Origin of the sequence: Phyllobacterium sp. SYP-B3895, assembly GCF_009647635.1 — a bacterium.
GTDB classification, from domain to species: Bacteria; Pseudomonadota; Alphaproteobacteria; order Rhizobiales; family Rhizobiaceae; genus Phyllobacterium; species Phyllobacterium pellucidum.
In genome coordinates this window covers 604,946-630,618 of record NZ_WJIG01000001.1, presented here as the reverse complement: position 1 = coordinate 630,618, position 25,673 = coordinate 604,946, and the positions used below count along the sequence as shown (strand labels likewise).

Below are 25,673 nucleotides of genomic sequence, written 5' to 3'. Positions count from 1 at the left end.
CCTCGCGTGCGGTTGGCGCGAGAGCCGCAAGGCGCCTCAATCGCGGCGCCAGCGGCGTCCTTCGGTCGAAACGCCAAAACGCGTGGGCGTCCGGGAAAAGGCAGAAAGGCCGCTCAACGCCGCCAGGGGATGAGTGATGATATAGACCGGGGTTTCGCGGAGGATTTCGCCGTGCGGCGCCTTGTCTTCGAAAGCCTTGCGGAACGAGGGATCCTTTAGCGGCTGGACGATCTTCTGCACGATGCCGCCGGCAAGATAGACGCCGCCACGTGCCATGAAGGTCAAGGCGAAATCGCCGGCAAGACGTCCGAGATAGATGACGAAAAGCGCCAGCGTTTCCTTGGCTTCGGGCGATTCGCCTGAAAGCCCCGCGGCCGTGATTTCCGCCGGCGTCTGCAGCGTCGCGTCGGTGCCACTTACCTTGCAGATGGCCCGGTAGATATTCTGAAGGCCGCGCCCGCAAAGCAGCTGCTCGCCGGAAATGCGTCCTTCGATGTGTTCGACATGCGGGAAGATTTCGAGGTCGCGCGCCGTGCGCGGTCCCATGTCAACGTGGCCGCCTTCGCCGGGCACCGGAACCCAGCTATTGCGCGAACGCACCATGCCGGCGACGCCGAGCCCGGTTCCGGGTCCGAGAACGGCCCGGCTGCCATGGGGGTCGCCCGCACCGCCGCCGAGCTTTTCGAGGTGCTTGGGCTCCAGGGAGACGACAGCCAGCGCCTGTGCTTCGAAATCGTTGAGCACGGTAATGTCGCTGAGACCGAGGGTCTCCATCATCTGCCGAGGCTTTACGACCCAGGCACAGTTGGTGAGGTCGATCTCGTCGCCTTCAACTGGACCGGCAATGGCAAGCACAGCAGAGCGGGGCTGGATCGAGGTATGATCGAGAATGGCATTCTGGATCGCCTCATCGATCGTCGGGTAATCCGCGGTCTGGATGATCGGGAATTCCTTGGGTTCGGCATTGGCATCCACCAGTATCGCGAAGCGCGCATTGGTGCCGCCGATATCGCCGACCAGAATCGGAAATTTCATGATGTGGTCGGTATCTGCCTGTGTCACCATATCGCTTTCCTCGCGTCGCCCCTTCTTGAGTATGACCATTGGATCATACGCTTTTAGCCTTGTCGCTGCACGCTTGCGCTCAAGTGGCGCTCGCCGCAGTGATTGTGTTGTCTGCTGCGTCATCACGCAGCAAGCCTCTTTTTTGCACCAGAACCTCGGCGGTCGCCCGGTTCAATGCCATTGGAATGTCGTAAACACTGCCGAGCCGCATCAGGGCCTTCACATCGACGTCGTGCGGCATCGGTGACATCGGGTCGACGAAGAAGATGAGCCCGTCAATCTTGCCTTCGGCAATGAGCGCGCCGATCTGCTGGTCACCTCCGAGTGGTCCGCTTTTGACGCGGCGGATAGTGAGGGATGGGCACGCTTCCTGGATCAACCCGCCCGTCGTGCCCGTGGCAACGATTTCACACGGTGCCAGCAGCTTTTCGTAGGTGCGGGCGAACGCCACCATGTCGGCCTTTTTCTGGTCGTGAGCGATCAGCGCGAGGCGGAAAGGCTGTGTCATCAAATTTCTAACTTGGGTCCGACCCTAAATCGATTGAAACCCTATACTCAATTCATGACAGCATGAAAAGGCCGCAGCGAAAAAAGACCGGCTCGCAGCGGAAAGACGATCCCCCTCAGGGCTTCTGCCCAGGAACCGGTACGTCCTCGGGCAGCGTCTCATCGTCCGGCGCATAGGCCGCGGCAGGAGCGGCAGCCTTAGCTGGCGCAGCGACCGTACCGCCGGCACCATAGGTAACCTCAGCGGCTGAATTCGGTCCGGGTGCATTGAGCACCTGCGCGCAGACCTTGGGCAGGTCCGAAAGCATCATGACGCGCGGTTTGACCGGTTTGGCCGGCTCGGGCTTTTTCTTCCATGGCTCGTCCGTGAACCACCAGGCGAGTGGCTTGCCGCAACCGTCGTCGATGCCAGTCGGCTCCTGCGGCTTGCAATTGGGCGACCCGGCTTGGCATTTGATGCGGATATGGAAGTGGTAATAGTGGCCCCAATAGGGACGGATCTTTGCCATCCAGCTGCGATCGCCCTGGACGGTGTCGCAGAGCTTCTTCTTGATGCCCGGATGGACGAAAATCCGCTCGACCTCCGGATAGCTCGCCGCACGCTTCAAAAGGGCGGCGCGGGACGCCGACCACTTGTCCGGATCGACGAAGAGCGTGTCGCCCTTGAGCATCGATGTGGCCTCGACAGTTTCGCGCTCCTGATTGGTGAAACGGTGCTTTGGCATAGGGGTCAACCAGACGTCGGCATCGAGCCCAACCTGATGTGAAGCATGGCCCGTGAGCATCGGTCCGCCGCGCGGCTGGGAAATGTCGCCGACGAGCAGGCCTGACCAACCATCCTTGGCAGCGGCATCGCGCGACAAGCGCTCCAGCAGGCTGATCATCCGCGGATGGCCCCAGCGCCGATTGCGGGACAGTCGCATCACTTGCCATGTCGGTCCGTCGACCGGGAGGGCCACACCGCCGGCAAGGCATCCCTTGGCATAGAATCCGTCCGATTGCGGCGCACCGAGGGTCGGCAACGGCTGCGCGCCGAACAATTGCTTGGCCGGACCATCTTCTGCAATCGCCCCCGCTGTCATGCTGAGTGAAACGAGCGCGCCGAATATCAGGCGCAACAGGACTTTGGGTGTCATAATCGCTATCCCACAGGTGATCCTGGCAAATTTGCGTCGAGGATCGGGGCTTTATGATGGCCAGATTCGCCGCCAAGTCGCAATATGCGATCGAATACGCACTCTGATTCGAAGGGGTACTTACTATGCGAGCTGTCATCTTCGAAAAGTTCGGCGAGACGCCGCGCGTTGCAAACGTCGCCGATCCACGCCCGGCGGATACCGGCGTGGTCATCAAGGTCGAAGCGACGGGCCTTTGCCGCAGCGACTGGCACGGCTGGATGGGGCATGACGCGGACATCGTCCTGCCGCATGTGCCGGGTCACGAACTTGCCGGAACCATTGCGGCAGTCGGCAGGCACGTGAAGCAATGGCAGATCGGCCAGCGCGTAACAGTGCCGTTCGTCGGCGGCTGCGGTCATTGCTTCGAGTGCAATTCTGGTAACCATCAAGTCTGCGAGAACCAGTTTCAACCGGGATTTACCGCCTGGGGTTCATTTGCCGAGTTTGTCGCTGTCGACTATGCCGATACCAACCTGGTCGGTTTGCCGGAATCTCTCGACTTTGCGACGGCGGCCAGCCTTGGCTGCCGGTTCGTCACCTCGTTTCGCGCAATCGTCGATCAGGCCAGGGTCAAGCCCGGCCAATGGGTTGCCGTGCACGGCTGCGGCGGCGTCGGGCTGTCCGCGATCATGATCGCCACTGCCATGGGCGCCAATGTCGTCGCGATCGATCTTGCCGACGAGAAGCTTGCTTTTGCGAAGACGCTGGGTGCTGTCGCCATTGTGAACGGCGCCGAGAGAAGAGACGTCGTGGGCGCCGTCCGTGAAATCACCAAGGGCGGCGCGCACGTCTCGATCGATGCGCTCGGTCATCCATCGACCTGCTTCAACTCAGTCGCCAATCTGCGCCGCCGCGGCCGGCACGTGCAGGTCGGACTGATGCTTGGCGACCATGCCCATGCACCGATCCCGATGGACAAGGTCATCGCTCATGAACTTGAAATCTATGGCAGCCACGGCATGCAGGCGTTCCGTTACAAGGCGCTGATGGATATGCTCGAAACCGGCAAGCTCGCACCGCAGAAGTTGATCGGCAAGGAGATCACGCTCGACGATGCTCCTGCCGCCCTGATGGCCATGGATCGATTTGAGGGCACGGGCATCAATGTGATCACGAAATTCTAGCGGCCCGCGTCAGCGCCAGCTGTCGCCCCGCCACATTGCTGAAAAGGCGGTTCCATAGTCCGGGTAGCGGAACGTATAGCCCAGCGCCTTGATCCTGGCATTGGAGACGCGTTTGTTCTCGCCGTAGAAGGAACGCGCCATCGGTGTGAGCGGCGCTGTCTCGAAGTCGGATTCCTCGGGCGGTTCGACGCCCATCAATTCGGCCGCGTAGGCGACCACGTCCTGCGGTGGCGCCGGTTCGTCATCGGTAATGTTGAAGATGCCGCCCTCGTTGCGGGTCGCGAGGAAGCGGAGCGCCCCGGCAATATCGTCGACGTGAATACGGTTGAAAACCTGTCCGGTCTTGTTGAGCCGGCGCGCGGTGCCGTTCGAGAGATTGACGAATGCATTGCGGCCTGGCCCATAGATGCCGGACAGGCGCAGGATCGCAAGCGGCACTTCCCGCCGGTTCGCAAGCTCCTGCCAGCCTTTCTCCGCATCGACGCGCTCGACGGACCGGGCGGAGACCGGGTGGCACGGCGTCGTTTCATCAACCCACGCGCCGCCATGATTGCCGTATACGCCCACCGTCGACAGATAGCCTATCCATTGCAGCTTCGGCATCCCGCGCGCAATCGTCGGCGTGAACTGGGCAAGTACCGGATCGCCGCTTTGGCCCGGTGATGTCGAAACGGCGATATGGGTTACGCTCGCAAGCGTATCGACGATTTCCTGCGAGGCATGGGTCCCATGGAAAAGATATGGCGTTATGCCGTCCTGCTTAAGCGCGGCGAATTTGCTCGCGTCACGCGTCGTCCCGCCGATAAAGTCCGCTTGACCGGCCATGATCCTGGCGAATGCGCGTGCCGAATATCCGGCCCCGAAAAGAAAAATCTGCATTATCGATTTTTCACAGCATTCCGCCATTCGGTCAAGACGTCCAAGTCGTTCTCATGAGCTGCGTGGCGCATTCGCAAGGCTGAAAGCGGTTCCGGTTCCGAGAGTTCGCCGAGCGCCCACACTGCCGCGCCCCGCACCAGCGGCGAAGGGTCGGCGAGATGCGCTTCCACACGTTCGATGAGTTCCGACCTGCCCGAATTGCCGCTGGCGATCAGTACGTTGCGGATGAAACGATCGCGGCCGATGCGCTTGATCGGAGAACCGGCGAAGAGCTCTCGAAATGCCGCATCATCAAGGCCAAGCAGCGATCCGAGATCAGGGGACTTCAGATCTTCGCGCGCCTTCAGCTTCGCCTCGCGCGCACTTTCGGCAAACTTGTTCCAGGGACACACGGCCAGGCAATCGTCGCAGCCATAGATGCGGTTGCCCATCGCCTTGCGGAATTCCGGCGCGATCGGTCCCTTGTGTTCGATCGTAAGATACGAGATGCAGCGGCGCGCATCGAGCTGATAGGGCGCGGGAAAAGCCTGCGTCGGACAGGCATCGAGGCAGGCGCGGCACGACCCGCAATGGTCGGACTCGGGCTCATCGGCAGGAAGTTCCGCCGTCGTGAAGATCGTGCCCAGAAACAGCCAGGAGCCGTGGCTCCGGCTGACGAGATTGGTGTGCTTGCCCTGCCAGCCGATGCCTGCGGCTTCGGCGAGCGGCTTCTCCATCACCGGCGCCGTATCGACGAAGACCTTTACGTCCGCGCCTGCCGCGCGCGCAACGAAACGGCTGGCGATGCCCTTGAGCTTGCCTTTGATGATATCGTGGTAGTCGCGGTTCTGCGCGTAGACCGATATGGCCGCCTTGTCCCGTTCTTGGAGAAGCTCAAGCGGATTGCTGTCGGGCCCGTAATTCATGGCGAGCACGATGACGGAGCGCACCTCGGGCCATAGCGCGTCTGGGCGCGCCCGCCTGAGTGCCGTTTCCTCCATCCAATCCATCGTGGCATGGCGGCCGAGCGCCAGATACTGGCGGAGCCGTTCCTCGGCTTGCGGAATGGCGTCGGGACGCGTCACCGCAACGAGATCAAAGCCGTGCGCACGCGCCTCATCGATGATGAACTGTTTCAGCTTATCCGGTTGGCCGGCACGCATCTGGCAAAGTCCCGTGGACCCTTGAACTCGCAAGCTTGCAGCGGTTTGGCTCAGAAATCCAGATCGCCATAATGCGATGCAGGTGGAAGTCCGCGCACGCGGTCGGAGAGCAGAGGCCGGAACGACGGGCGCGATTTCATGCGCGTATACCAGTCGCGTGCGGCCTTGTATTCGGCCCATTTGATCTCGCCAAGATAATCAAGGATCGAAATCGATGCCGCGGCAGCCATATCGGCATAGCTCGGCGTTGGACCGGCGAGCCAATTTCGGGTCGCCGAAAGCCAGTCGATATATTTCATGTGCTGCGTGATGTTGGAGCGGGCCGCGCGGATGGCGGTGGAGTCGGGAGCGCCGCCGCCCTGTTCGGCCGTCATGTGCAGCTTGAAGATGCGCTCGCGCGCCATGTGGCGCGTTACTTCGTTTTCGAGTTTCGACAGGAACCAGTCGATCAGCCGGCGCACTTCGGCGCGGTTCAGCGAATCTTCGGGAAACAGCCGACGGCTGCGCTTCAGCGCACCGCGCGTCTCGTCGATATATTCGGCGATTACGGAGGCCCCCGAGATCGGCACGTCGCCTTCAGCGAGGAGCACCGGTAGTGTCCCGGCTGGATTGAGCGCCAGGAATTCCTTGCGCCGCGCCCAACTGTTCTCCTCGATCAGTTCCGCCTCGATGTCATATTCATTGAGGATGAGGCGCGCATAGCGTGAGCCGGTGGACATGGGGTGATGGAAGAGCGTCAGCATCTTTGTAAGCGGATCTTTCAAACTGGCATTTTATTCGGCGTCGTCGTATTTCTCGGCACCGCTTTGAGTCTGCGCCCAAAGCTATAGGCGCAAGCGCTGCATGAGACAAGTAAACACGATTTCACCAATAGCCGGTTACCAACCGCTCCCGGCGCCGTCATGAAAGCGATATCATGGAATCACAGACGATTGTCGAAGCCCTTTTCCTTGGTCTGCTGGAAGGGTTAACAGAGTTTATACCGGTCTCGTCAACCGGCCATCTGCTGCTTGCCGGGCATTTCCTCGGCTTTGAATCAAACGGCAAGACCTTTGAAGTTTTGATCCAGCTCGGCGCGATTCTGGCTATCCTCACCGTTTATTTCAGCCGTCTCCTCAAGATCGCACGCGATCTGCCGAGCGATCCGAAGACGCGCCGCTTCGTCGCCGGCGTGCTTATCGCTTTCCTGCCCGCCGTGGTCATCGGCGTTCTCGCGCATGACCTGATCAAGACCGTGCTGTTCGAATCGCCGATGCTCATCTGCGTGATGCTGATTCTTGGCGGCCTGATCCTGCTCTGGGTCGATCGCCTCGACCTGAAGCCGCGCTATACCAACGTCATGGATTATCCACTGTCGCTGTGCTTCAAGATCGGGCTTATCCAGTGTTTCGCCATGATCCCGGGAACGTCGCGTTCCGGCGCCACCATCGTCGGCGCGCTGTTGCTCGGCGCGGACAAGCGTTCGGCGGCGGAATTTTCGTTCTTCCTTGCCATGCCGACTATGGCGGGCGCATTCGCCTATGACCTTTTCAAAAACCGCCATATCCTGACCTTCAACGATGCATCGCTCATCGTGGTCGGTTTCATCGCAGCCTTCATTTCGGGCGTCTTCGTGGTTCGCTATCTGCTCGACTACGTGTCACGCCACGGTTTTGGCCTGTTCGCCTGGTGGCGTCTGGTCGTGGGCACGCTGGGCCTCGTCGCCCTTATCCTCATGCGCTGAGACGGCGGGACATCAAGGGGTCTCCCGTTGCGGGAGACCTAGGCGGGCTTCTGAGCTGAATACTGCCCGTGGACGCGGAAGCGCCAGAGATAGGATGGCAGGATAATCTCGACTGTTTCCGGCTGAATGCCGAGGCCTTCTAGAGTCCGCCCCTCGGCCTTGGCGGCATGCGACACCACATTATCCTTTTGCAGCAAAAGAACCTGGTCTCGCGTCAGCATCGGGTTGGGGAGCATACCCATGATCCGCCCCTGCAGGCGGGCAACCCAGAAGGGAAGCGAGACGAACCAGCGCTTGCGGCCGATCACGCGCAGGACGATGTCGAGGCACTGCTTGAACGTCAGCACTTCATTGCCGCCAAGTTCATAAATCTCGCCGGGCTTCAAGGCCCCGTCGACGGAGCGCGCAATAACCTCGGCAACATCGCCGACATAGACCGGCTGAAACTTGGTATGTCCGCCACCGATCAATGGCAGGAACGGCGACAACCGCGCCATATTGGCGAACTTGTTGAAGAAATTGTCCTCAGGGCCGAAGACGATCGACGGGCGGACGATCACGGCGTCCGGCAGGATATCGCGCACCGCAGCCTCGGCGCGGCCCTTGGTGCTGGCATAGGCGGAGTGTGACTTCGGGTCGGCACCGAGGGCCGACATATGGGTCAGCGGAACGCCCGCCGCACGGCAAGCCTCGGCGACGGCCCGCGCGCCAAAATCATGCACCGTGCCGAACTTTTGATTGCCGCCTTCGAACAGGAGACCAACGAGATTGATCACATGGTCCGATCCCGCAACGGCACGATCCACCGACCAGCGATAGCGCAGATTGGCCTGGACAGCCTGGATCTGGCCGACGCCGCCGAGCGGCTGCAGGTGAAAGGCGAGTTCCGGATGACGCACTGCGACACGAACCCGGTAGCCGCGCTTCGTCAGCGCACGCACGACATAACGACCAATAAAGCCAGAGCCTCCGAAAACGGTGACGAGTTTTGGCTTGGTGATTGTCATCGAGCGCTCCTATGGGAATGAAACTGCGGCCGCATATTTCCAAGCTGTTTACTGCCTTTTTGAATGAAGGCAAAGGGTCGTTGCGCTGCATTCTCGCGGCGCGTTGCCGCGCTCGCATCCCGTCAGGCCGACATGCGCAGCTTGATTTCCGCATTAAGAAGGATGCGCGAATCCACCGGCAGGGGCGTTTTGGAGTCCTGGTTCTCGCCGAGCTTATGGAAGAGCAGTTCGATCGCTAGCCGGCCGATCTCGTTGTAGTTTTGCGCCACCGTCGTCAGCGGCGGACACATATAGCGCGACAGCGGCTGGTCGTCGTGCCCGGCGACGCGCAGTTGGCAGTCGGATCCGCGTCCAACCTTCAGTCCCGCCTGGTATGCAGCAGCCACCACGCCGAACGCGATCCGGTCATTGGCGCAAAATACGGTGTTGGTGGGGAAACCCCCTTCCTTCAGGATACGGGTCGTCCGGTCGAACGCATATTTCTCGAAATCCCAATTGGCATGCTCCTCGATCGGAATGGGGCGGGGCTCGAAATTAAGGTCAGTCATCGCCTCCGTATAGGCGTCGCGCCGCTCGAGTGCGTTGTTGTTGACGAGCGCCATGCCGAAATAGCAGGGCGGCTCGCCGGAGCGCGTCAGATAATCGACGATCAGCCTGAAGCTCTGGCGATTATTGGTGCCGACATAGGCCGAGGTGGCATCGAGCGGTGAATCGACATAAACCAGCGGAATTGAATCGCCGAGCTTGCGCAGCTTTTCGTGATGCGACTGCACGCCGAGAGGGCCGATAATCACGCCCGCGACGTTCATCGACTTGAATGTCTCGATGGCGCGTTCTTCAAGTTCCGGTTTGCCGTCGGAGCTCAAGACAAAGGCAAGGTAGCCCGCCTGTTCGGCAATGCCTTCGATCCGGCGCGTCAAGGCCATATAAAATGGATCGGTCGAATTCGGCACGATGATGCCGAGTATATTGGTGCGGCGGCGATTGAGATTGACCGCAAAGATGTTGGGCCGAAATCCCGACTGCTTGACGGCGGCCTCGATGATGGCGCGTGTGGAACTTCGGACGGAATTCGGATCGTTGAAATATTTCGAAACCGTCGGACGCGACAGCCCGACGAACTCGGAAAAATCTTCCATCGTCTTGATAGGTTTTTTCACCGTCTGGTTTCCCTGCTTGCTGTCGGCTTGCTCTCTAAAAAGCCGGTGCGTGCGGAAATTACCGCCGATCATCACAATGATTTTTTGCTCAAAACTAAGACGGCGCAATACATCACCTGATTGATGGGGCGCGATCAATTTTTCGGAAAGTTGCAGAGAGCCTCACGCGCGTCAAGATCTTAATTAGTCCGGATCAATTCCGGGAAAACATTATCATGAAACTAATCCTTGCGAAGAGGGTGAAGCTAATACCTTTGGGCTATAGAAATATTTCGGATGCCTTTGCACGGCAGGCATGAAACCTGACACCTTCGCAGGCTGTGTTTGAGCCAGTTGTTTGCATCAATCTTGCAGTCGGCTAGCATAAGCTTCCAGTTCATGGCTGCGAGGGGAGGATACGCATTGGAAGGCCGCATACCCGACCCGGAAGTCTTCACCCATGTGCGCGTCATCATCGGCATCATCCTCGGCCTGAGCGTCTCGCGACTGCTGACCGGTGTCGCACGTATCATCCAGCACCCGCAGCGCAAGAACATATTTGCCGTGCATCTCGGCTGGGTGCTCTTTACCTTTCTCACCGTCGTGCATTTCTGGTGGTTCGAATTTTACCTGCACGAACTCGTGCAATGGACTTTTGAGGCCTATCTCTTCGTCATCTTCTTCGCGAGCATTCACTTCCTTGCCTGCGCGCTGCTTTTCCCCGACAGCATGGAGGGCTATTCCGGCTATGAAGACTACTTCATGTCACGAAGAGCGTGGTATTTCGGCATATTGATCGCGATTTTTGTCGTCGATTTCTTTGATACTGCGATGAAGGGCAAGGCGCATTTTGGCTCGCTCGGCCCTGAATATCCCTTCCGCAATTTGTTCCTGATCGGCATTGCGGGACTTGGCATTTATCTTCGCCGTCCGAACGCGCAGATCGTTCTCGTCTGCCTCGCGCTTATAGTCCAGATCGCCTTTATCCTCGTGCAGTTCGACACGATCTGAGGCTGCCAGACGTCCATAGAAAAACCCGCCGGCTTGCACCGGCGGGTCATTGGTTTTCGGCTGGAAGAGACGCTTAGTTCTTTTCCTGCTTCTTCAGCGCAGCGCCGAGAATGTCGCCGAGTGAAGCGCCGGAGTCGGTCGAACCGTACTGTGCGACAGCTTCCTTCTCTTCGGCGATTTCAAGCGCCTTGATCGAGACCTGCAGCTTGCGGGTCTTCTTGTCGAAGGCGATGACGCGGGCGTCAACCTTCTGACCGACCGTGAAGCGTTCCGGACGCTGTTCGTCACGGTCACGCGAGAGGTCAGCACGACGGATGAAGGTATCGAGGTCGTGGTCTACCAGACGAACTTCGAGGCCGCCATCGGTGATCCCGGTGACTTCAACGGTTACAACAGCGTTCTTGCGCAGTTCGCCGGAGGAAGCGGCTTCGCCGACCTTGTCGCCGGTAAGCTGCTTGATGCCGAGAGAGATACGCTCCTTCTCGACGTCGACGTCGAGAACCTGAGCCTTGACGACATCACCCTTGTTGTACTCTTCGATGACCTGTTCGCCCGGACGGTTCCAGTCGAGGTCGGAAAGGTGAACCATGCCGTCGACGTCGCCGTCGAGGCCAATGAACAGGCCGAACTCGGTCTTGTTCTTGACTTCGCCTTCGACGATCGTGCCGACCGGGAACTTCTCTGCAAAGGTCGTCCACGGATTGTCGAGCGTCTGCTTGAGGCCGAGGGAGATGCGGCGCTTGACCGGATCAACTTCGAGAACAACGACTTCGACTTCCTGCGTGGTCGAGAGCAACTTGCCGGGATGCACGTTCTTCTTCGTCCAGGACATTTCGGAAACGTGGATCAGGCCTTCAATGCCGGGCTCGATCTCAACGAATGCACCGTAGTCGGTGATGTTGGTGACGGTACCGGTGATCTTCTTGCCGATGGGGTACTTGGCACCGATGCCATCCCACGGATCGCTTTCGAGCTGCTTCATGCCGAGCGAAATACGATGGGTTTCCTGGTTGATACGGATGATCTGGACCTTGACCGTCTGGCCGATCGACAGGATTTCCGACGGATGGTTGACACGGCGCCATGCCATATCGGTCACATGCAACAGACCGTCGATGCCGCCGAGATCAACGAACGCACCGTAATCGGTGATGTTCTTGACCACGCCCTCAACGACCTGACCCTCTTCGAGGTTCTGGACGATTTCGGAGCGCTGCTCAGCGCGGCTCTCTTCAAGAACGGTACGGCGCGAGACAACGATGTTGCCGCGACGCTTGTCCATCTTGAGGATTTCGAACGGCTGCGGGTTGTGCATAAGCGGGGTGACGTCGCGGATCGGACGGATGTCGACCTGCGAACGCGGCAGGAAGGCAACGGCGCCATCGAGATCGACGGTAAAGCCGCCCTTGACCTGGTTGAAGATGACACCGTCGACGCGCTCGCCGCGATTGAACTTCTCTTCAAGGCGGACCCAGCTCTCTTCGCGGCGTGCTTTTTCACGCGACAGAACGGCTTCGCCGAGAGCGTTTTCGATACGCTCGACATAGACTTCGACGAGATCGCCCGGCTTGAGCGAACCGTCCTTGGCCTTGGCGCCGAATTCCTTCAGCGGAACGCGGCCCTCAACCTTGAGGCCGGCGTCGATGATCGCCATGTCTTTTTCGATGGCGACGATACGGCCCTTTACAACATAACCTTCAGCAAGGTCGTTGGTGGCAAAGGACTCGGCGAGAAGAGCTTCGAAATCTTCGCGCGTTGGATTGGCTTGAGACATACATACTCCTGAAGTGTCCGGAAAATACATCGGACACAGCACCGGTGGTTCGTGTTGCGGTTCATTTGCATGCCAACCCGCCCTTTGAAGGGCAATCCGGTGCATGGGATGGCGGCAAATGTTATCGTTTAGAATGCGTGTTTCGCGCCAAGGCCTGATCGATCAGGGTTTTGGCACTGAGAAACGCGGTCTCTATATCCATTTCTGTCGTATCAAGCAAGTGCGCGTCGCCAGCGGGCTTCAAGGGGGAATCGGTTCGGCCCATGTCGCGTGCGTCGCGGCGCCGCAAATCGTTGAGGATATCCTCATACGTCGCCGAACCGCCGTTCAACTTGATCTCGTCGTAGCGGCGCCTGGCGCGCGCCTCGGGCGAGGCAGTTATATAGAGTTTCACCGGTGCATCCGGGCAAACCACCGTGCCAATATCGCGGCCATCGAGCACCGCGCCCGGTGAGCGTGCCGCAAAACTCTGCTGCGCAGCGACGAGCGTGCGCCGCACCGCCGGCATCACCGCGACACGCGACGCGCCCTCGCCAATGTCGTGGGCGGCAAGGACATCCCGGTCGAGCCTCGAAAGATCAACGCTGCGCGCTGCCTTTTCGGCAAGGAACTCGTCATCGAGCGGCATGTTCTGGTCCATGAGCGATTTCGCCACCGCGCGGTAGGTGAGGCCCGTATCGAGGTGGTGGTAGCCGTAAGCATCGGCGATACGGCGGGCAAGCGTGCCCTTGCCCGAGGCAGCCGGTCCGTCGATCGCAATCGTGAAATGCGTCTGCGGCAGCGCCGCGTCTTCTTTTTCTTCCTTGTCGAAAGCCCATTGCCAGAGCGCAAACAGCGAGTAGGCGGCGGCAAGAACCAGCGTGATGATGGGAGTGATGCCTATCGTCACAAAAGCAAACCCGCCGACGGTCGACAGCATTGATTCCAGCCAGCCGGGCAGGGTGGCGGCAAAATTCTGCAGTATCGTATCGATGAGGAAAATGAGAACGAACTGAAAGATGAAGAGCCAGAAAAGCAGCGCAAACAGGCCGAAGCGGACCCGAAGGCCCACGCGTTCGACCGCATAGGGAATGGCGACGATGGCAAATGACGTCAGCAGGAAAAACATCAAGCGACCCTTCTCTTGCCCATGATAAAGCCTATGCCGTAGCCGGCGATCGAACCGAGCGCCGATGGCAAGAGCAGAAACTGATAGGGCATCCAATCGCTGGCGCCTTCAGCCTCTGCATTCACTGCACCGGATGCAGTGTCAGACACATTCCACGCATAAAGGAAGATCAAGAGCAAAGGAAGCGCAACCCACAGGATTGTTCTGGCCGTGCCCGGCCATGGCCGGGGCTCCCTGCTGGCGATCGTGCCGGCATAGGCGCTGCGTCCCGCCCAGACCAGGCAGGGAACGCTCGACATGGCGTAGAGGAAATAGACCGTGAAGGCTGAAAGGAGCGCGCTCATTGTCCGAGGCGCTCCCGATCTGGCGCACGGCATGCTGATAGTTCTGCGGATTGTTCAGATGCAATCATGCGCAATCGGAACCGATCTAGCCTTGCGCGCCGTCTTCGGAAATCTCCGCGCCCATTCCGGTCATCATCTCCATGAATTCCGGGAAGCTCGTCGCGATCATCGTCGCGTCGTCGACAGTGACCGGCTTTTCGGCGGCAAGGCCCATGACGAGGAAGCTCATGGCGATTCGGTGGTCGAGATGCGTCTCGACGGTACCGCCGCCAACGCCCTTGCCGTCCGGACGGCCGCGCACGCTGAGGCTTTCGGGACCTTCCGTGCAATCGACCCTATTGGCTTTCAGCCCATTGGCGACAGCCGAGAGACGATCCGATTCCTTGACGCGCAGTTCATCGAGTCCGTGCATGAGTGTCTCGCCCGCGGCAAAGCTCGCTGCGACCGCGAGGACGGGATATTCGTCGATCATGGAGGGCGCACGTTCCGGCGGCACGCTGACGCCCTTGAGTTCAGACGAGCGCACGCGCAGGTCGGCGACGTCTTCGCCGCCGGCAAGACGTGCGTTGAGAACCTCGATATTCGCGCCCATTTCCTGCAATGTCAGGATCAGGCCGGTGCGCGTCGGGTTCATCAGCACGTTGCGAATGGTGATGTCGGAGCCGGGGACGAGCAGGGCCGCGACCAGCGGGAAGGCCGTCGAGGAGGGATCGCCCGGCACGTCGATGACCTGTCCGACAAGCTTGCCCTGGCCCTCGATACGAATATGGCGGACGCCATCCGTGCCCGTCTCGACCGAAAGATTGGCACCGAAACCCTGCAGCATCTTTTCGGTGTGGTCGCGTGTCATTACCGGCTCGATCACGGTCGTTATGCCCGGAGTGTTGAGGCCGGCGAGAAGCACGGCTGATTTGACCTGCGCTGACGCCATCGGCACGCGATATGTGATCGGGGTCGCCGCCTTGGGACCGCGCAACGTCAACGGCAGGCGGTCGCCATCCGCGGCCGAGACCTGCACGCCCATTTCTCGCAAGGGATTTAGCACGCGGCCCATCGGGCGCTTCGAGAGCGAGGCGTCGCCGATGAACGTCGTCTCCATCGCATAGGTGCCGACGAGGCCCATGGTCAGGCGTGCGCCGGTTCCGGCATTGCCGAAATCAAGCGGAGCCTCCGGCTCAAGAAGGCAGCCATTGCCGGTACCGTGAATGATCCATGAATCTCCATCCTTGGCGATCTTCGCGCCCATGGCCTGCATGGCGCGACCGGTGTTGATCACGTCTTCGCCTTCGAGCAGGCCGGTAATGCGGGTTTCGCCGGAAGCAAGGCCGCCAAACATGAAAGAGCGATGCGAGATCGACTTGTCGCCGGGGATGCGGATATCGCCCGAAAGGGCCTTCGAGCGACGGGCGGTAGCGGGGCGGGGCAATGAAGTGTGGGACATGGAGCAATCACAATGAAAAGGGCTGGCAGGGTGCGGCCGCGTTGGTAACACAGCTTGAAGATGCGGTCATCTCGCAAATGCATTCGCGTGTGCGGGCTTTTTTCACTTTGACAAATACGCTGAATTGCGTTTATGGGACCAGAAATCCATTTTTGATGAGCGCTTGCATGCACGGTCGGGTTTAGGACCTGAATGTTGACCGGATGCGGGCGCAGCCAGAACGCGAGGCAAAACGTGGCAAATCCCAAACTTGGCACCAAGCGAATTGACCCGGAGACCGGGCAGAAGTTCTACGATCTGAACCGCGATCCGATTGTTTCGCCGTATACGGGCAAGAGCTACCCGCTCAGCTACTTCGATTCGACCGCGGCCGCCGCGCGCGAAGAGGAAGAAGAGGTTGAAACCGAAGAACTCGACGTTGCGCTCGAGAAGCCGGAATTCGTTTCGCTCGAGGATGCGGATGCCGACAGCGGCGAGGATGTTCCGGACCTTGGCGATGATGTCGATGTCGAGGTGGAAGATTCCGACGATGACGATACGTTCCTTGCCGAAGACGAGGAAGACGAGGACGACGACGTCACCGACATCCTCGGCGGCGGCATTGGCGACGACGACGAGAATTGATTTCAAATAATCCTGTTCGTCGAAAATAACCGGCGAACAGGACTTGATCTTCCCGGCGGCGGGAGATAAGTACCCGCCCGGGCAAGGCGCCAGACCTTGCCGAACAGTTTGCCGGTTTACCCGGCGCGGCCTTTCCGGCCGATTGGAATGGGGCCATAGCTCAGCTGGGAGAGCGCTTGCATGGCATGCAAGAGGTCAGCGGTTCGATCCCGCTTGGCTCCACCAAATTTCCTAAATCAATCCGATCTCTCTTGGAAATCTCACATCTGAGCATCGGGGGCCCGAGCGCAGTTAGCGTGCCAATGCGATTTGTTAAGAATGCCAGTTTACAACAGGGCGAGTTGTTTCTCCTGAGAAAAACGGCGATCTGTACCTATGACCGACTTCGGCAGGATTGTAACCGTTCTCTCAATGGTCCTGGGCCTCGGGGTGACACGCCTGCTGCTTGGCTTGGTCACTGTGTTCCGTATCCGGCGCGAAAGTCCACTTGACTGGGTACCGCTCGTATGGGCGGCGATCCTGTTCACTATCCAACTTCAATACTGGTGGGCCATTACGCTGCTGCCATCTGTGAAGCCAACGTTTTCTTTCCCAGATTTTATCTTCCTTGTTCTCCTCACCCTGATGCTTTTCCTGTCAGCAGCGCTGATGCTGCCGAGCAGAAGTGAGGATGAAAAAAACGGACTGCGCGCCTATTTTGAACATGACGGGCGATACGCCCTCCTATCGCTGACCGGTTTCCTCCTGCTCGCTTTCCTCGTGAATATTTTCTTTTTCAAATCGTCGCCTTTGTCTTCATGGGCTTTGACCGACGTTCCAATGATTGTACTGCCCGTCGCAACCTTCTTCGCCAAGTCGCGCAAGGTATACGCAGCGCTGACAATTGTGTATTTGCCGCTTGTGGCTTGGGACGTTTATATATCTTGATCGCTTACGAGGAGATGTGCCGCCCCGCATGGGCGTTGCATCGCTGCGGTTTATGTGCAATGCCGGGTAAATTCTGCATGGTGGACCGCTCCTGAATGACCGTTTATGCCGTTTGGCCAGCATTCGTCGCTATTGGCTTAGTCATGCTGCTCGCTTGCCTGCCGGTCTTCGATCGGGCGGGATTTGGTCCAGCCAGGGGTCGGCGCATCGATGCGGTGGATGGGCTGCGGGGATTTTTGGCACTTGGCGTCGTGCTCCACCATTCCATCATTTACTATGAGTTCATGCGCAATGGCGCCTGGGCAGTGCCACCGTCGCGCTTTTACACCCTGGCCGGACAACTGGGTGTTGCCTATTTTTTCGTGATCACGGGCTATCTGTTCTGGGGGAAGATCGTCAGGGCGATGGGATCGGTTGATTTCGCCAGTCTCATGCTCGGACGCCTGTTCAGGCTGGGCCCGGTCTATCTGCTTGTCGCCTCGATCGCCATGGCTATCATGTTCGTCAGGTCCGGCGCGCGGCTGAACGTCCCAGCGTCGCAACTTTTCATGGAACTCATCCAAAACCTGTCCCTTGGTATCTTTCCGCTTGTCGAGATAAACGGTGCCCCGGGCATAGGCACCCTGACGGCCGGGGTCACATGGACCTTGCAATATGAATGGCTTTTCTATTTCGCGTTGCCTTTCCTTGCAATTTTTGCGCGGCGTGATCGCCTGCATCTACCTTTCACGGTGCTCGCAACGGTGCTGGCCCTGATCTTTGCCGTGATTGCGCCGGACAGGCAGTTTGCGCTCTATTCGCTCTTTGGCTTCGGTATGGTGTGTGCGTCGCTTGAAGATGAAGGTTTGGTGCCGCTGCTGCACCCGGCGATAGCGTCGATTGGCATTGCCGCGATACTTGCAGTCATAGGAATGAATTATGAAACATCCTATCGCCCGGATGGGTCTGTCTTAATCGGAGCGTCCTTCTATTTGATGCTAAGCGGCGGCACGCTTTTCGGGCTGCTGGTCGCGCGGCCTTCGATCCGGCTCGGAGAAATCAGTTATTGCATTTATCTGATGCAGGGCCTCGCGTTGTTTTCAATCTTCGCCATTCCGCCGTTGCGTGCATTCGCTCTGGCCGCCGACGCGTACTATTGGCTCATCATAGGCGTTGTCATGGTCCTGCTGGTTTTCACGGCGCTGGCAGCGCATGTTCTCATTGAGCGGCCCGGCATCGAACTCGGTCGCAGAATTCAGCGCAGCGAACGCGAGCCGGCCGCCGCAGCGGGTGAGCGCCAGCTGCAGGTTCATCGCAACGCAGAGCGGCCGGTCGGCGAAAGCCTTGCTACGATAGATTCCCCGATCAAATAGCTTTCCAGTACCTCCTGCGCGCCTTGCCATGCAATGTCGTTTGTCAGCCGTCTGGTGAAATCGGCATGGGCGGCCAGATCGGCGAAGCGGGAGAAGACCACGAAAACATTTTCTCCGAGCCGCACGGGAAGCCGAGAAAAAGTGTTTTCACTGGGCTCCGAAGCCAAAATTGCAATGCGCATATCGCCAATCCGGTCCAGAATCGGCTCCAGTTCATTGCGGTGAAATGAGTGAAACGCGTTTTCAGCGGGTTCCTTCAGCCTGTATGTCAACGCCTGATAGATTGCCGATGGCGGCTCCTCGCAGCCATGCCCGGGTCGGGCATCCGGAAGCCTGAAGCCTCCCGAAACGCTTGCCAGGTGCAGAAGCAGCACATCATCGGAATCGAGCATGGTCGCGTTGGCAGCGTCGCGATGTCTTGCCCAGACCGGCCCGTCATAGAATGCTGTCAGCGCAGCATGCCGTTCTCGCATGCCGGAAAATCCCCTGAGCCAGACAAATGCATCCGGATCGTCGAGATCACGGAACTGGCCAATGACACGCATGCCGCAGCCTTCCTGGGTTTCGATGAATTCAGCATCGAAGAGCGCGATCAGTTCGTCGCGTCGCCCCGGATGCAGCCTGTAGCGGCGTAGCTCCGTGATCGGGCTTTGCCTCGGCTCAAGACCCGCGGGATGGGCGGTTTCAACAGTCGTGAACATTCATCCTCCGAAACAAACAGGGCGTCCTGTTTTAATAAAAGACCGGTTGTCCTGTTTTGTCAATCTCGCTATCCTTTGGAAAGGAGATCTGGTCGTGGCCGAGAACGAACTGAAAACGCGCGGTGTGGCGCCCATGAGCGAAAAGCATCGCGCCGGAGCCCCGGCCGTGGCTGCTGCCGGCAAGCCGAAGCGTACGAATAACCCGCAGGCAATGCGAGCCCGCATCCTCGATGTTGGCGCCGACCTTTTCCAGCGGCACGGCTACAATGCAACGAGCGTGCATGACGTGGTGCGGGCAGCGGGCACCACCGGAGGCGCGCTGCACCATCATTTTGCGACAAAGAAGTCGCTTGGCCTTGCCGTCATCGCCGAGCGGGTGGCGCCGGAAGTCGAGGCGACCGCCATCCAGCCGGTTTCAAATGCATCATCGGCCGCGTCGGGAATTCGCGCGGTGTTCAACGGTGTTGCTGATACGCTCGAGCATAACCGGGCGGTGACCGGTTGCCCGCTGAACAACCTCGCGCTCGAACTTTCACTGGCCGATCCAGACTTTCGCGAAGCGGTCAACGCCGTCTTCGATCGCTGGCGCGCCGCGCTTTCCTTCCGCTTGCACGCTGATCATCCGGAAATGGACGAGGCGCGCGCGCACGATCTCGCCACGCTCGTGGTTGCCAGCTATTCGGGGGCGATGGCGATGGCCAAGACCAGCCAGAGCGCGGCGCCGCTGCGCGCCTGCGCGACCCAACTCGAGACCTTGCTGCGCAGAACCTAGAGCGGCGCCCCAGCGAAGATTTCGGTGAGCCAGTCGGCGAAGACGCGCACGCGCGAAGAAAGCTGGCGGTTCTGCGGATAGAGCACCGAAACGATCATTGGCGGTGGTGGGCTCCCGGGGAGAATGACGCGCAGGCTTCCTTCAGCAAGTTCATTCGCGATCCGATAACGTGGCACCTGGATGAGCCCGAGGCTGGCAATTGCGGATGCCGCATAAATATCCGCGCCCGTCACCGAAACGGGTCCCGGCAAGTTCACCAGTCTGAGACCTGTTTGCGTGGCGAATTCCAGCGGAAACGGTTTGCCCGTACCGCTTGAAACATAATTGACGGCCTGATGTCCGGCGAGGTCATCCAAGCTCCTTGGCTCGCCATGCCGGGCAAGGTAAGCCGGGCTCGCACAGGTGACCTGCTGCATCTCGGCGATCTTGCGTCCGACCATCGTGGAATCCTTGAGGTCGCCGGCGCGCAGAACGCAGTCGACTCCCTCCTGAACGAGATCGACAAGCCGGTCGCCTTCGCCGATGCTGAGCTCGAGCGCGGCGTAACGATTGAGGAAATCGGGCAGCGCCGGTATCACGAAATGTCGCGCCAGCGTGCCTTGCAAGTTTACCCGCAAAAGACCCTTCGGCGCCGAGTCTCGGAACGATGCTTCCGCTTCCTCCATGTCGGCGAGAAGGCGCAGGCAACGTTCGTAATAGGCTTCGCCGTCGAGTGTTGGGTTGACCTGGCGTGTCGTTCGGTCGAGCAAGCGCGTACCCAGGCGCTCTTCAAGGCGCTGCATGGCGTTGGTCACCGTCGCGCGCGGAATGTGAAGATCGTCCGCAGCATTAGTGAAACTGCGCCGCTCGACGATGCGTACGAAAATCTGCATATCACGAAAGCGATCCATCGCGCCGCCTCACTCTCGTTCAATTGTTATCGAATATCGAATAGTCATGCCAATTATTGGCTAATTATGCAGAAAGCGATTTGCGGCATAGTGGAGCAAATGTCAACGTGACAGGGGAGTTCCATCGAATGACACACACCGATAAACGGATCGCAATCGTCACAGGCGCAGCGCGTGGTATTGGAGCGGCAGTTGCAGAGCGGCTCGCAAATGACGGTTTTGCCGTCGTCATCAATTATGCGAACAGCGCCAGGGAAGCCGAGGCGCTTGCGGCCAAGCTCAGCAAGGCCGGCCAAAGAGCGATCACCGTGCAGGCGGATGTTGCCAAGGCCGAAGAAGTGCGCCGCATGTTCGATCTTGTCGAGGCGGAACTCGGCAAGGTCAGCGTTCTCGTCAACAATGCCGGCATCATGAACGTTCAGCCGCTTGCCGAAACCAGCGACGCGGTCTTCGAACAGCAATTCGCCACGAACGTTCAGGGCACATTCAACACGATGCGCGAGGCTGCCGGCAGGATGGGCGACGGCGACCGCATCATCAACTTTTCAACTTCGGTCGTCGGGACGAACCTTCCGGGCTACGCTGTCTATGCCGGCACCAAGGCGGCGGTCGAAACATTCACCCGCATCTTCGCCAAGGAACTGCGCGGCCGTAACATAACGGTCAATGCCGTTGCGCCGGGGCCGGTTGCAACCGATCTCTTCCTTGCAGGCAAGAGCGAGGAACTGGTTCAGCAGCTCAGCAAGGCTGCGCCCATGGAACGGCTTGGACAGCCGGATGATATCGCCCGCGTCGTCTCGTTTCTCGCCGGTCCCGATGGCGGCTGGATCAATGGACAGGTCGTGCGCGCCAATGGCGGGCTGGTCTGAGCCCAAAACAGAAAACGGCGGCTGTGAAGCCGCCGTTGCTCGTCTCGGGTTCTTGCAGCCGTTACATGCCGCTGGTCGGCTGGAAGCGCGCAATCTGCATGAAGGTCACGGCCTTGCCGGTAAACTTGTTGGCGTCAGCAACAGGCAGTGCTTGCTGGAAGCCGGCGGTATAGACCGTCGTCGGCGCCTTGCGCATCGAGCTGTTGCGCAGAACTGCCGGCACCACCTCTGGCGCAGTGGCGGCGACCTGTTCGGATGACAGCGCCCTGTCCGATAGGTCGGAGGACACCTGGATTGCCTTTGCCGTCTGCCCCTGTGCTGCCTGGCGGTGCGGCTTGGCCTTCTTGCTGGTGGTCTTCACGCCGCTGTCGAGCATGGCGACCGGATCACCCTTGGCTTCGAGCATTGTACGACGGAGGGACGTCTGTGGTTGAACTGCCGCCATTTGAACATTCTGCTGCGGCTGCAACCGTCCGCCTGTGGTCCCGCTCGTCGTCGGCATTGGCGCGACAAGGTCGGCGGAATCGTCGTCATGGTCGACGTCCGCCTGGGCAATGATGGCCTCCGGGCTAAGACTGTCATCGGGAACGGCGATGACGTCCTGTTCTGCGGCGGCAGGGGCAGGTGCTGCGGCCACAACCGGGCGCTGGCTCGGGACAACCGAAGCAACCTTCATGTCTGGCTGCTTCGGCTTGTCGAAGGGCACGGGAACAAGGGCGTTGGCCATGGCCGGTTGGGACTGATCGGCGGCCTCGGCGGGCTGGTCGATATTTGCTGCAATGAGTTCGCGGATCGCGCTGGCGCTGTCGTCGGGTCGCGTCTCGGGCACGGCGACCGTGGCAGAGTTCTGCGCGAGCGCATTAAGCGTCGAAGGATCGCCCGGCGCGGGTGTCGGCGCGTAGTCTGGACGGCGCAGCGGTACCGGCACGGCAAAGGCGAGAGCGGCATTGTCTTCGGGCGTTATGGCGACGGGCGCCGGTGCTTCCTGGCGCGGCGCGGCCAAAGGCTGCGGAACCCGGGCGGGTAGCTCCGGGGCAACCGGAGTTGCGGTTGCCGCAGGCGCTGCCGCCGGTTGCGGCTGTGCCGCCACTGCCGGAGCCGCACCGCCATCGTCCGCATCCTCGCCTGCCGGAGCCTGGGCAACGGCGCGCGAGGGCTTGGCCGTTGAAGCGACCGCGACAGAGCTCTCGCTCGAATCCTCTTCCTCGTCCGCACCGCCGCCAAAGAGCAGGCCGAACAGGGTCTTGCCTTTCCGGCTGGAGCCCGATGACGAGCTTGCAATCTGTATCGAGCTGCCGTTGCGACGGCGGGCTTCATAGGCGGCGACCGCCTGTTCATAGCCGGGCAGCGGCCGTCCGTCGGATGGAACATGGATCGTCTTGCCGTCCGGGAAGACCGCGAGAAGTTCCTTGCGGCTCATGCGCGGCCAGTGGCGGACATTGCCGACGTCGGTGTGAATGAAGGGCGATCCCGAACGGGGATAATAACCGACGCCGCCAGCCTCGTAGCGCAGGGCAGTGGCACGCAGGGTCGCAAGCTTCACGCCGGGCAGGTACCAGTCCATGGCTTTGCCGAGCATGTGCTGGCTCTTGCGGGCGACACCGCGCGTACGGGAGCGAAGCATGGAATTGGTTGCCGGTGAGCGGTAGGCCGAAACAACGTGGATATAATCGCGCCCGCCAACCCTGTCATAGACCTGCCAGACGAGATCGAACAGGCGGGGGTCCATCTTTGTCGGTTCGTTGCGGCGCCAGTCGCGCAGGAAACGGTTCAACTTGTTGAGGCCGTCTTGCTGATAACGGCCGTTCCGCTTGAAGGTTATTTCGGCGCGTTCGTTGGTATGGACGAAATAGAGCCGCAACGTGCGGGTCTCGGCAAAGGCCTCGGCGGAGGAAAACAGCATCGACAGGAAAAGGACGAAGGGTCCAAACCAGCGGCCGCTGATCGGGAAAACTGTCTTCGATAGGCCGCTTTTTGCTTCACTCACGCTAGACAATATCGTTCCAATCCTGACCGTTTTCCAAAGCACCGAATAGCTGGACTATCCGATTTATTGGTTAATGACCACTTTATTGATGCACACGAGCATCCGATTTGAATGTCAATGAACGCTTCCCCAGACAAGCTGTCTTCCCTAAAAGGACAAATTCAAGTCGAGATTATGGCTGACATTGCAAATGGTTGGGCCAAATCTGCTTATTTTTGTGCCACAGCTGGCCTTTTGGTTGTTTGGGCTGGATTGGCCAAGAAAAATAGCGCAAACCAGCCGGACTAAAAAATCTCCCCAGGATAGAACCGAAATGTCCGCTCCATCGGATACCCATATTCACGCATCCACATCGCCTGCAGCTCGCAACGGCGTCGTTTTGATGCTGCTTGGCATGCTTATGTTTTCCCTCAACGATGTGATGGGCAAATGGCTGGTGTCGACCTATTCGGTGGGCCAAGTGGTTTTCATCCGCAGCGTCGCTGCGATCATCATCCTGGCGCCGTTCATCTGGTTCAACGGACCGGAGAAGCTGTTTCAGGTCGATCGCCCGCGCCTGCAGCTGCTGCGCGCGGTTCTCTCGACCGTGGAGGTCTTCGCCTTCTATTTCGCCGTGGTCTACCTGCCGCTTGCCGACGTAATGACCTACTGGCTCGCGGCGCCCATCTATGTGGCCGCGGTCTCGCCCTTCATCCTGAAGGAGCCCGTCGGCTGGCGTCGCTGGAGCGCCATCGTCATCGGCTTTGTAGGCGTGGTCATCGCGCTCGAACCGTCGTCCCAGGCTTTGACACCGCAGGCGATCATCTCGATTTTCGGCAGCGTGGCGTTTGCCTTCATGCTGTTGCTTGGCCGATCCTTGCGCGGGACACCTGATACGACACTGGTTTTCTGGCAGATCGTCGGTGCCGGTGCAGCGGGGCTCGTCGCCATCATGTTCGACTGGAAGCCGGTGAGCTTGCGCGATCTGCTGCTCCTCGGCCTTCTCGGCGTCGTCGCCATGCTCTCCCATGTCCTTGTCAACCGTGCTCTCAAGCTCGCGGACGCGGCAACCGTAGCGCCGCTGCAGTATACGTTGCTGTTCTGGGCAATTGTCTTCGGCTGGCTGGTGTTCGGTGACGTACCGCGCATGTCGATGTTGATCGGGTCGGGCTTCATCGTGGCTTCCGGCCTCTTCATCTTCTTCCGCGAACAACAGCTGAAGCGTCAGGGGCGGATCAAAACGCTCAATCAGACAGTGGTTGCCGGATCGGGCGATGGCGCCGGACCCGGCAACGGTTAGTGATTTCGCTCAGGCGTTTGCTGGCACGGCTTCAAGGGATGCGCCGAGTGCGTCGAGCAGCGAGTCCATCCCACCCCGACGCACGGCCGGATCGTCGAACTCGTCGAGGAAGGCGCCCTGTTCGGTCAGGACCAGCCGCGTTCCGGTGCCCTCCGGCTTCAGTTCGAGCGTTGCCAGCGATACGGAGATGCGCTTGCCGTCAAGGTGCATCTCGTAGGTGTAGATAATGCGCTGGTCCGGCACGATATCCTGGTAGATCGCATCGAAGCGGTGCTGCGGTCCTTCCTTGGGGCCGCCAATGCTGACTTCGCGTCCGCCGATCCTGAAATCTATCTGGTGCTGGGCCGGCCCCCATTCCTCGGGACCCTTGAACCATTTTGCTTTCGCTTGCGGATCGCTCAATGCGAAGAACACCCGGGCTGGCGCAGCCGGATAGCTGCGCTCGAGAGTAAAAGTATCATGCGTCACGGATCGCTTGGTCATGCTTTTATCCCTTTGTTTGATCGGCGAGGAAATCGCCGAGCCTGTCGAGGCGCAGTTCCCACGTCCTGCGCCGATCCATCATCCAGTCCTCGGCCGTCTGCAGTGCCACCCAGTCGACACGGCAGGTGCGCACGCGCCCGACCTTTTCAGACCGTACCAGCCCGCTCGCTTCGAGAACCTGCAAATGCTGGACCACGGCCGGCAGGGACATTGTGAGGGGCTTGGCGAGTTCGCTGACCGAGGCTGGTCCCTTGCTCAACCGCTCGATCATGCTGCGCCGGGACGGATCCGCGAGCGCCTGAAACATGAGATCGAGCTTGTCCTGTTTGTTAAGCATACACTTAAGT

26 protein-coding genes and 1 tRNA gene are annotated in these 25,673 nt (G+C 59.7%); 10 read left to right on the top strand and 17 right to left on the bottom strand.

Features of this window, described 5'->3' with window-relative positions; all coding sequences use genetic code 11:
* Positions 1-36: 36 nt before the first annotated feature.
* The 3 genes from GF108_RS03020 to mepA form a co-directional block, all read right to left on the bottom strand.
* The gene (locus GF108_RS03020; RefSeq protein ID WP_027230848.1) at positions 37-1,065 is read right to left on the bottom strand and encodes a glucokinase; all 1,029 of its coding nucleotides are present in this window, start codon (positions 1,063-1,065) and stop codon (positions 37-39) included.
* Between the two features lie 79 nt (positions 1,066-1,144).
* Positions 1,145-1,573: a methylglyoxal synthase gene (locus tag GF108_RS03015; protein WP_091947299.1), complete on the bottom strand. Its 429-nt coding sequence runs from the start codon at positions 1,571-1,573 to the stop codon at positions 1,145-1,147.
* A 115-nt stretch (positions 1,574-1,688) separates the two neighbouring features.
* Positions 1,689-2,654 (bottom strand): penicillin-insensitive murein endopeptidase, encoded by a 966-nt coding sequence (mepA, locus tag GF108_RS03010; RefSeq protein WP_246663858.1) that lies wholly within the window; start codon positions 2,652-2,654, stop codon positions 1,689-1,691.
* 179 nt (positions 2,655-2,833) lie between these two features.
* Between mepA and GF108_RS03005 the strand changes: the two genes are divergently transcribed.
* Positions 2,834-3,874, top strand: coding sequence for a zinc-dependent alcohol dehydrogenase family protein (locus tag GF108_RS03005; protein ID WP_153666809.1), 1,041 nt, complete (start codon positions 2,834-2,836; stop codon positions 3,872-3,874).
* A 9-nt stretch (positions 3,875-3,883) separates the two neighbouring features.
* On the opposite strand, the gene GF108_RS03000 is transcribed toward GF108_RS03005, so the two are convergent.
* The 3 genes from GF108_RS03000 to GF108_RS02990 are packed head-to-tail and all read right to left on the bottom strand — an operon-like array spanning position 3,884 to position 6,638.
* Positions 3,884-4,753, bottom strand: coding sequence for an SDR family oxidoreductase (locus tag GF108_RS03000; RefSeq protein WP_027230844.1), 870 nt, complete (start codon positions 4,751-4,753; stop codon positions 3,884-3,886).
* Entirely contained in the window at positions 4,753-5,895 is a 1,143-nt protein-coding gene (gene queG / locus GF108_RS02995; RefSeq protein WP_153666808.1) for a tRNA epoxyqueuosine(34) reductase QueG, read from the bottom strand. Before queG ends, GF108_RS03000 begins: the two co-directional genes overlap by 1 nt.
* A 50-nt stretch (positions 5,896-5,945) precedes the next feature.
* Complete coding sequence (locus tag GF108_RS02990) at positions 5,946-6,638, bottom strand: glutathione S-transferase family protein (protein ID WP_027230842.1); 693 nt, start codon at positions 6,636-6,638, stop codon at positions 5,946-5,948.
* 173 nt (positions 6,639-6,811) lie between these two features.
* Between GF108_RS02990 and GF108_RS02985 the strand changes: the two genes are divergently transcribed.
* On the top strand, positions 6,812-7,618 hold the full coding sequence (locus GF108_RS02985; RefSeq protein ID WP_027230841.1) for an undecaprenyl-diphosphate phosphatase: 807 nt from the start codon (positions 6,812-6,814) through the stop codon (positions 7,616-7,618).
* A 38-nt stretch (positions 7,619-7,656) separates the two neighbouring features.
* Here GF108_RS02985 and GF108_RS02980 read toward each other — a convergent pair whose 3' ends face one another.
* Together GF108_RS02980 and GF108_RS02975 are read right to left on the bottom strand one after the other, a co-directional pair.
* Positions 7,657-8,625: a complex I NDUFA9 subunit family protein gene (locus GF108_RS02980; RefSeq protein ID WP_153666807.1), complete on the bottom strand. Its 969-nt coding sequence runs from the start codon at positions 8,623-8,625 to the stop codon at positions 7,657-7,659.
* A gap of 122 nt (positions 8,626-8,747) precedes the next feature.
* The gene (locus GF108_RS02975; protein WP_153667311.1) at positions 8,748-9,764 is read right to left on the bottom strand and encodes a LacI family DNA-binding transcriptional regulator; all 1,017 of its coding nucleotides are present in this window, start codon (positions 9,762-9,764) and stop codon (positions 8,748-8,750) included.
* Positions 9,765-10,187: 423 nt separating this feature from the next.
* Here GF108_RS02975 and GF108_RS02970 point away from each other — a divergent pair, with 423 nt between their 5' ends.
* Positions 10,188-10,775: a hypothetical protein gene (locus GF108_RS02970; protein ID WP_091947279.1), complete on the top strand. Its 588-nt coding sequence runs from the start codon at positions 10,188-10,190 to the stop codon at positions 10,773-10,775.
* 73 nt (positions 10,776-10,848) lie between these two features.
* On the opposite strand, the gene rpsA is transcribed toward GF108_RS02970, so the two are convergent.
* From rpsA to aroA, 4 genes are all read right to left on the bottom strand, one after another.
* Positions 10,849-12,549 (bottom strand): 30S ribosomal protein S1, encoded by a 1,701-nt coding sequence (gene rpsA / locus GF108_RS02965; RefSeq protein WP_027230837.1) that lies wholly within the window; start codon positions 12,547-12,549, stop codon positions 10,849-10,851.
* Positions 12,550-12,670: 121 nt separating this feature from the next.
* Complete coding sequence (gene cmk, locus GF108_RS02960; protein ID WP_246663857.1) at positions 12,671-13,330, bottom strand: (d)CMP kinase; 660 nt, start codon at positions 13,328-13,330, stop codon at positions 12,671-12,673.
* A gap of 326 nt (positions 13,331-13,656) precedes the next feature.
* Positions 13,657-14,001, bottom strand: a complete 345-nt coding sequence (locus GF108_RS02955) for a hypothetical protein (RefSeq protein WP_091920606.1) — start codon at positions 13,999-14,001, stop codon at positions 13,657-13,659.
* Between the two features lie 85 nt (positions 14,002-14,086).
* Positions 14,087-15,442 (bottom strand): 3-phosphoshikimate 1-carboxyvinyltransferase, encoded by a 1,356-nt coding sequence (gene aroA, locus GF108_RS02950; RefSeq protein WP_153666806.1) that lies wholly within the window; start codon positions 15,440-15,442, stop codon positions 14,087-14,089.
* A gap of 234 nt (positions 15,443-15,676) precedes the next feature.
* Here aroA and GF108_RS02945 point away from each other — a divergent pair, with 234 nt between their 5' ends.
* The 4 genes from GF108_RS02945 to GF108_RS02930 all read left to right on the top strand — a co-directional run bounded on the left by GF108_RS02945 (position 15,677) and on the right by GF108_RS02930 (position 18,345).
* On the top strand, positions 15,677-16,066 hold the full coding sequence (locus tag GF108_RS02945) for a TIGR02300 family protein (protein ID WP_027230833.1): 390 nt from the start codon (positions 15,677-15,679) through the stop codon (positions 16,064-16,066).
* 149 nt (positions 16,067-16,215) lie between these two features.
* Positions 16,216-16,291 (top strand) — tRNA-Ala (locus tag GF108_RS02940).
* A gap of 150 nt (positions 16,292-16,441) precedes the next feature.
* A complete protein-coding gene (locus GF108_RS02935) occupies positions 16,442-16,993 on the top strand; it encodes a hypothetical protein (protein WP_153666804.1) in 552 nt (183 codons plus the stop codon).
* Positions 16,994-17,088: 95 nt separating this feature from the next.
* Positions 17,089-18,345: an acyltransferase gene (locus GF108_RS02930; protein ID WP_153666803.1), complete on the top strand. Its 1,257-nt coding sequence runs from the start codon at positions 17,089-17,091 to the stop codon at positions 18,343-18,345.
* Here GF108_RS02930 and GF108_RS02925 read toward each other — a convergent pair.
* Positions 18,282-19,046, bottom strand: coding sequence for an NIPSNAP family protein (locus tag GF108_RS02925; RefSeq protein WP_153666802.1), 765 nt, complete (start codon positions 19,044-19,046; stop codon positions 18,282-18,284). The genes GF108_RS02930 and GF108_RS02925 overlap by 64 nt on opposite strands.
* Positions 19,047-19,140: 94 nt before the next feature.
* On the opposite strand from GF108_RS02925, the gene GF108_RS02920 reads away from it, so the two are divergent.
* On the top strand, positions 19,141-19,818 hold the full coding sequence (locus tag GF108_RS02920) for a TetR/AcrR family transcriptional regulator (RefSeq protein WP_370462056.1): 678 nt from the start codon (positions 19,141-19,143) through the stop codon (positions 19,816-19,818).
* On the opposite strand, the gene GF108_RS02915 is transcribed toward GF108_RS02920, so the two are convergent.
* Positions 19,815-20,708: a LysR family transcriptional regulator gene (locus tag GF108_RS02915; protein WP_153666801.1), complete on the bottom strand. Its 894-nt coding sequence runs from the start codon at positions 20,706-20,708 to the stop codon at positions 19,815-19,817. The two genes, GF108_RS02920 and GF108_RS02915, sit on opposite strands and share 4 nt — an antisense overlap.
* Before the next feature lie 128 nt (positions 20,709-20,836).
* Between GF108_RS02915 and GF108_RS02910 the strand changes: the two genes are divergently transcribed.
* Positions 20,837-21,577 (top strand): SDR family oxidoreductase, encoded by a 741-nt coding sequence (locus GF108_RS02910; RefSeq protein WP_153666800.1) that lies wholly within the window; start codon positions 20,837-20,839, stop codon positions 21,575-21,577.
* Between the two features lie 61 nt (positions 21,578-21,638).
* Here the strand turns inward: GF108_RS02910 and GF108_RS02905 are convergent, their stop codons facing one another.
* On the bottom strand, positions 21,639-23,480 hold the full coding sequence (locus GF108_RS02905) for a DUF882 domain-containing protein (RefSeq protein WP_153667309.1): 1,842 nt from the start codon (positions 23,478-23,480) through the stop codon (positions 21,639-21,641).
* A gap of 397 nt (positions 23,481-23,877) precedes the next feature.
* On the opposite strand from GF108_RS02905, the gene GF108_RS02900 reads away from it, so the two are divergent.
* Entirely contained in the window at positions 23,878-24,843 is a 966-nt protein-coding gene (locus GF108_RS02900) for a DMT family transporter (RefSeq protein ID WP_153666799.1), read from the top strand.
* A 9-nt stretch (positions 24,844-24,852) separates the two neighbouring features.
* Here GF108_RS02900 and GF108_RS02895 read toward each other — a convergent pair whose 3' ends face one another.
* Complete coding sequence (locus GF108_RS02895) at positions 24,853-25,326, bottom strand: SRPBCC family protein (RefSeq protein ID WP_153666798.1); 474 nt, start codon at positions 25,324-25,326, stop codon at positions 24,853-24,855.
* Positions 25,327-25,330: 4 nt separating this feature from the next.
* Positions 25,331-25,663: a helix-turn-helix transcriptional regulator gene (locus tag GF108_RS02890; protein WP_027230823.1), complete on the bottom strand. Its 333-nt coding sequence runs from the start codon at positions 25,661-25,663 to the stop codon at positions 25,331-25,333.
* Positions 25,664-25,673: the final 10 nt, after the last annotated feature.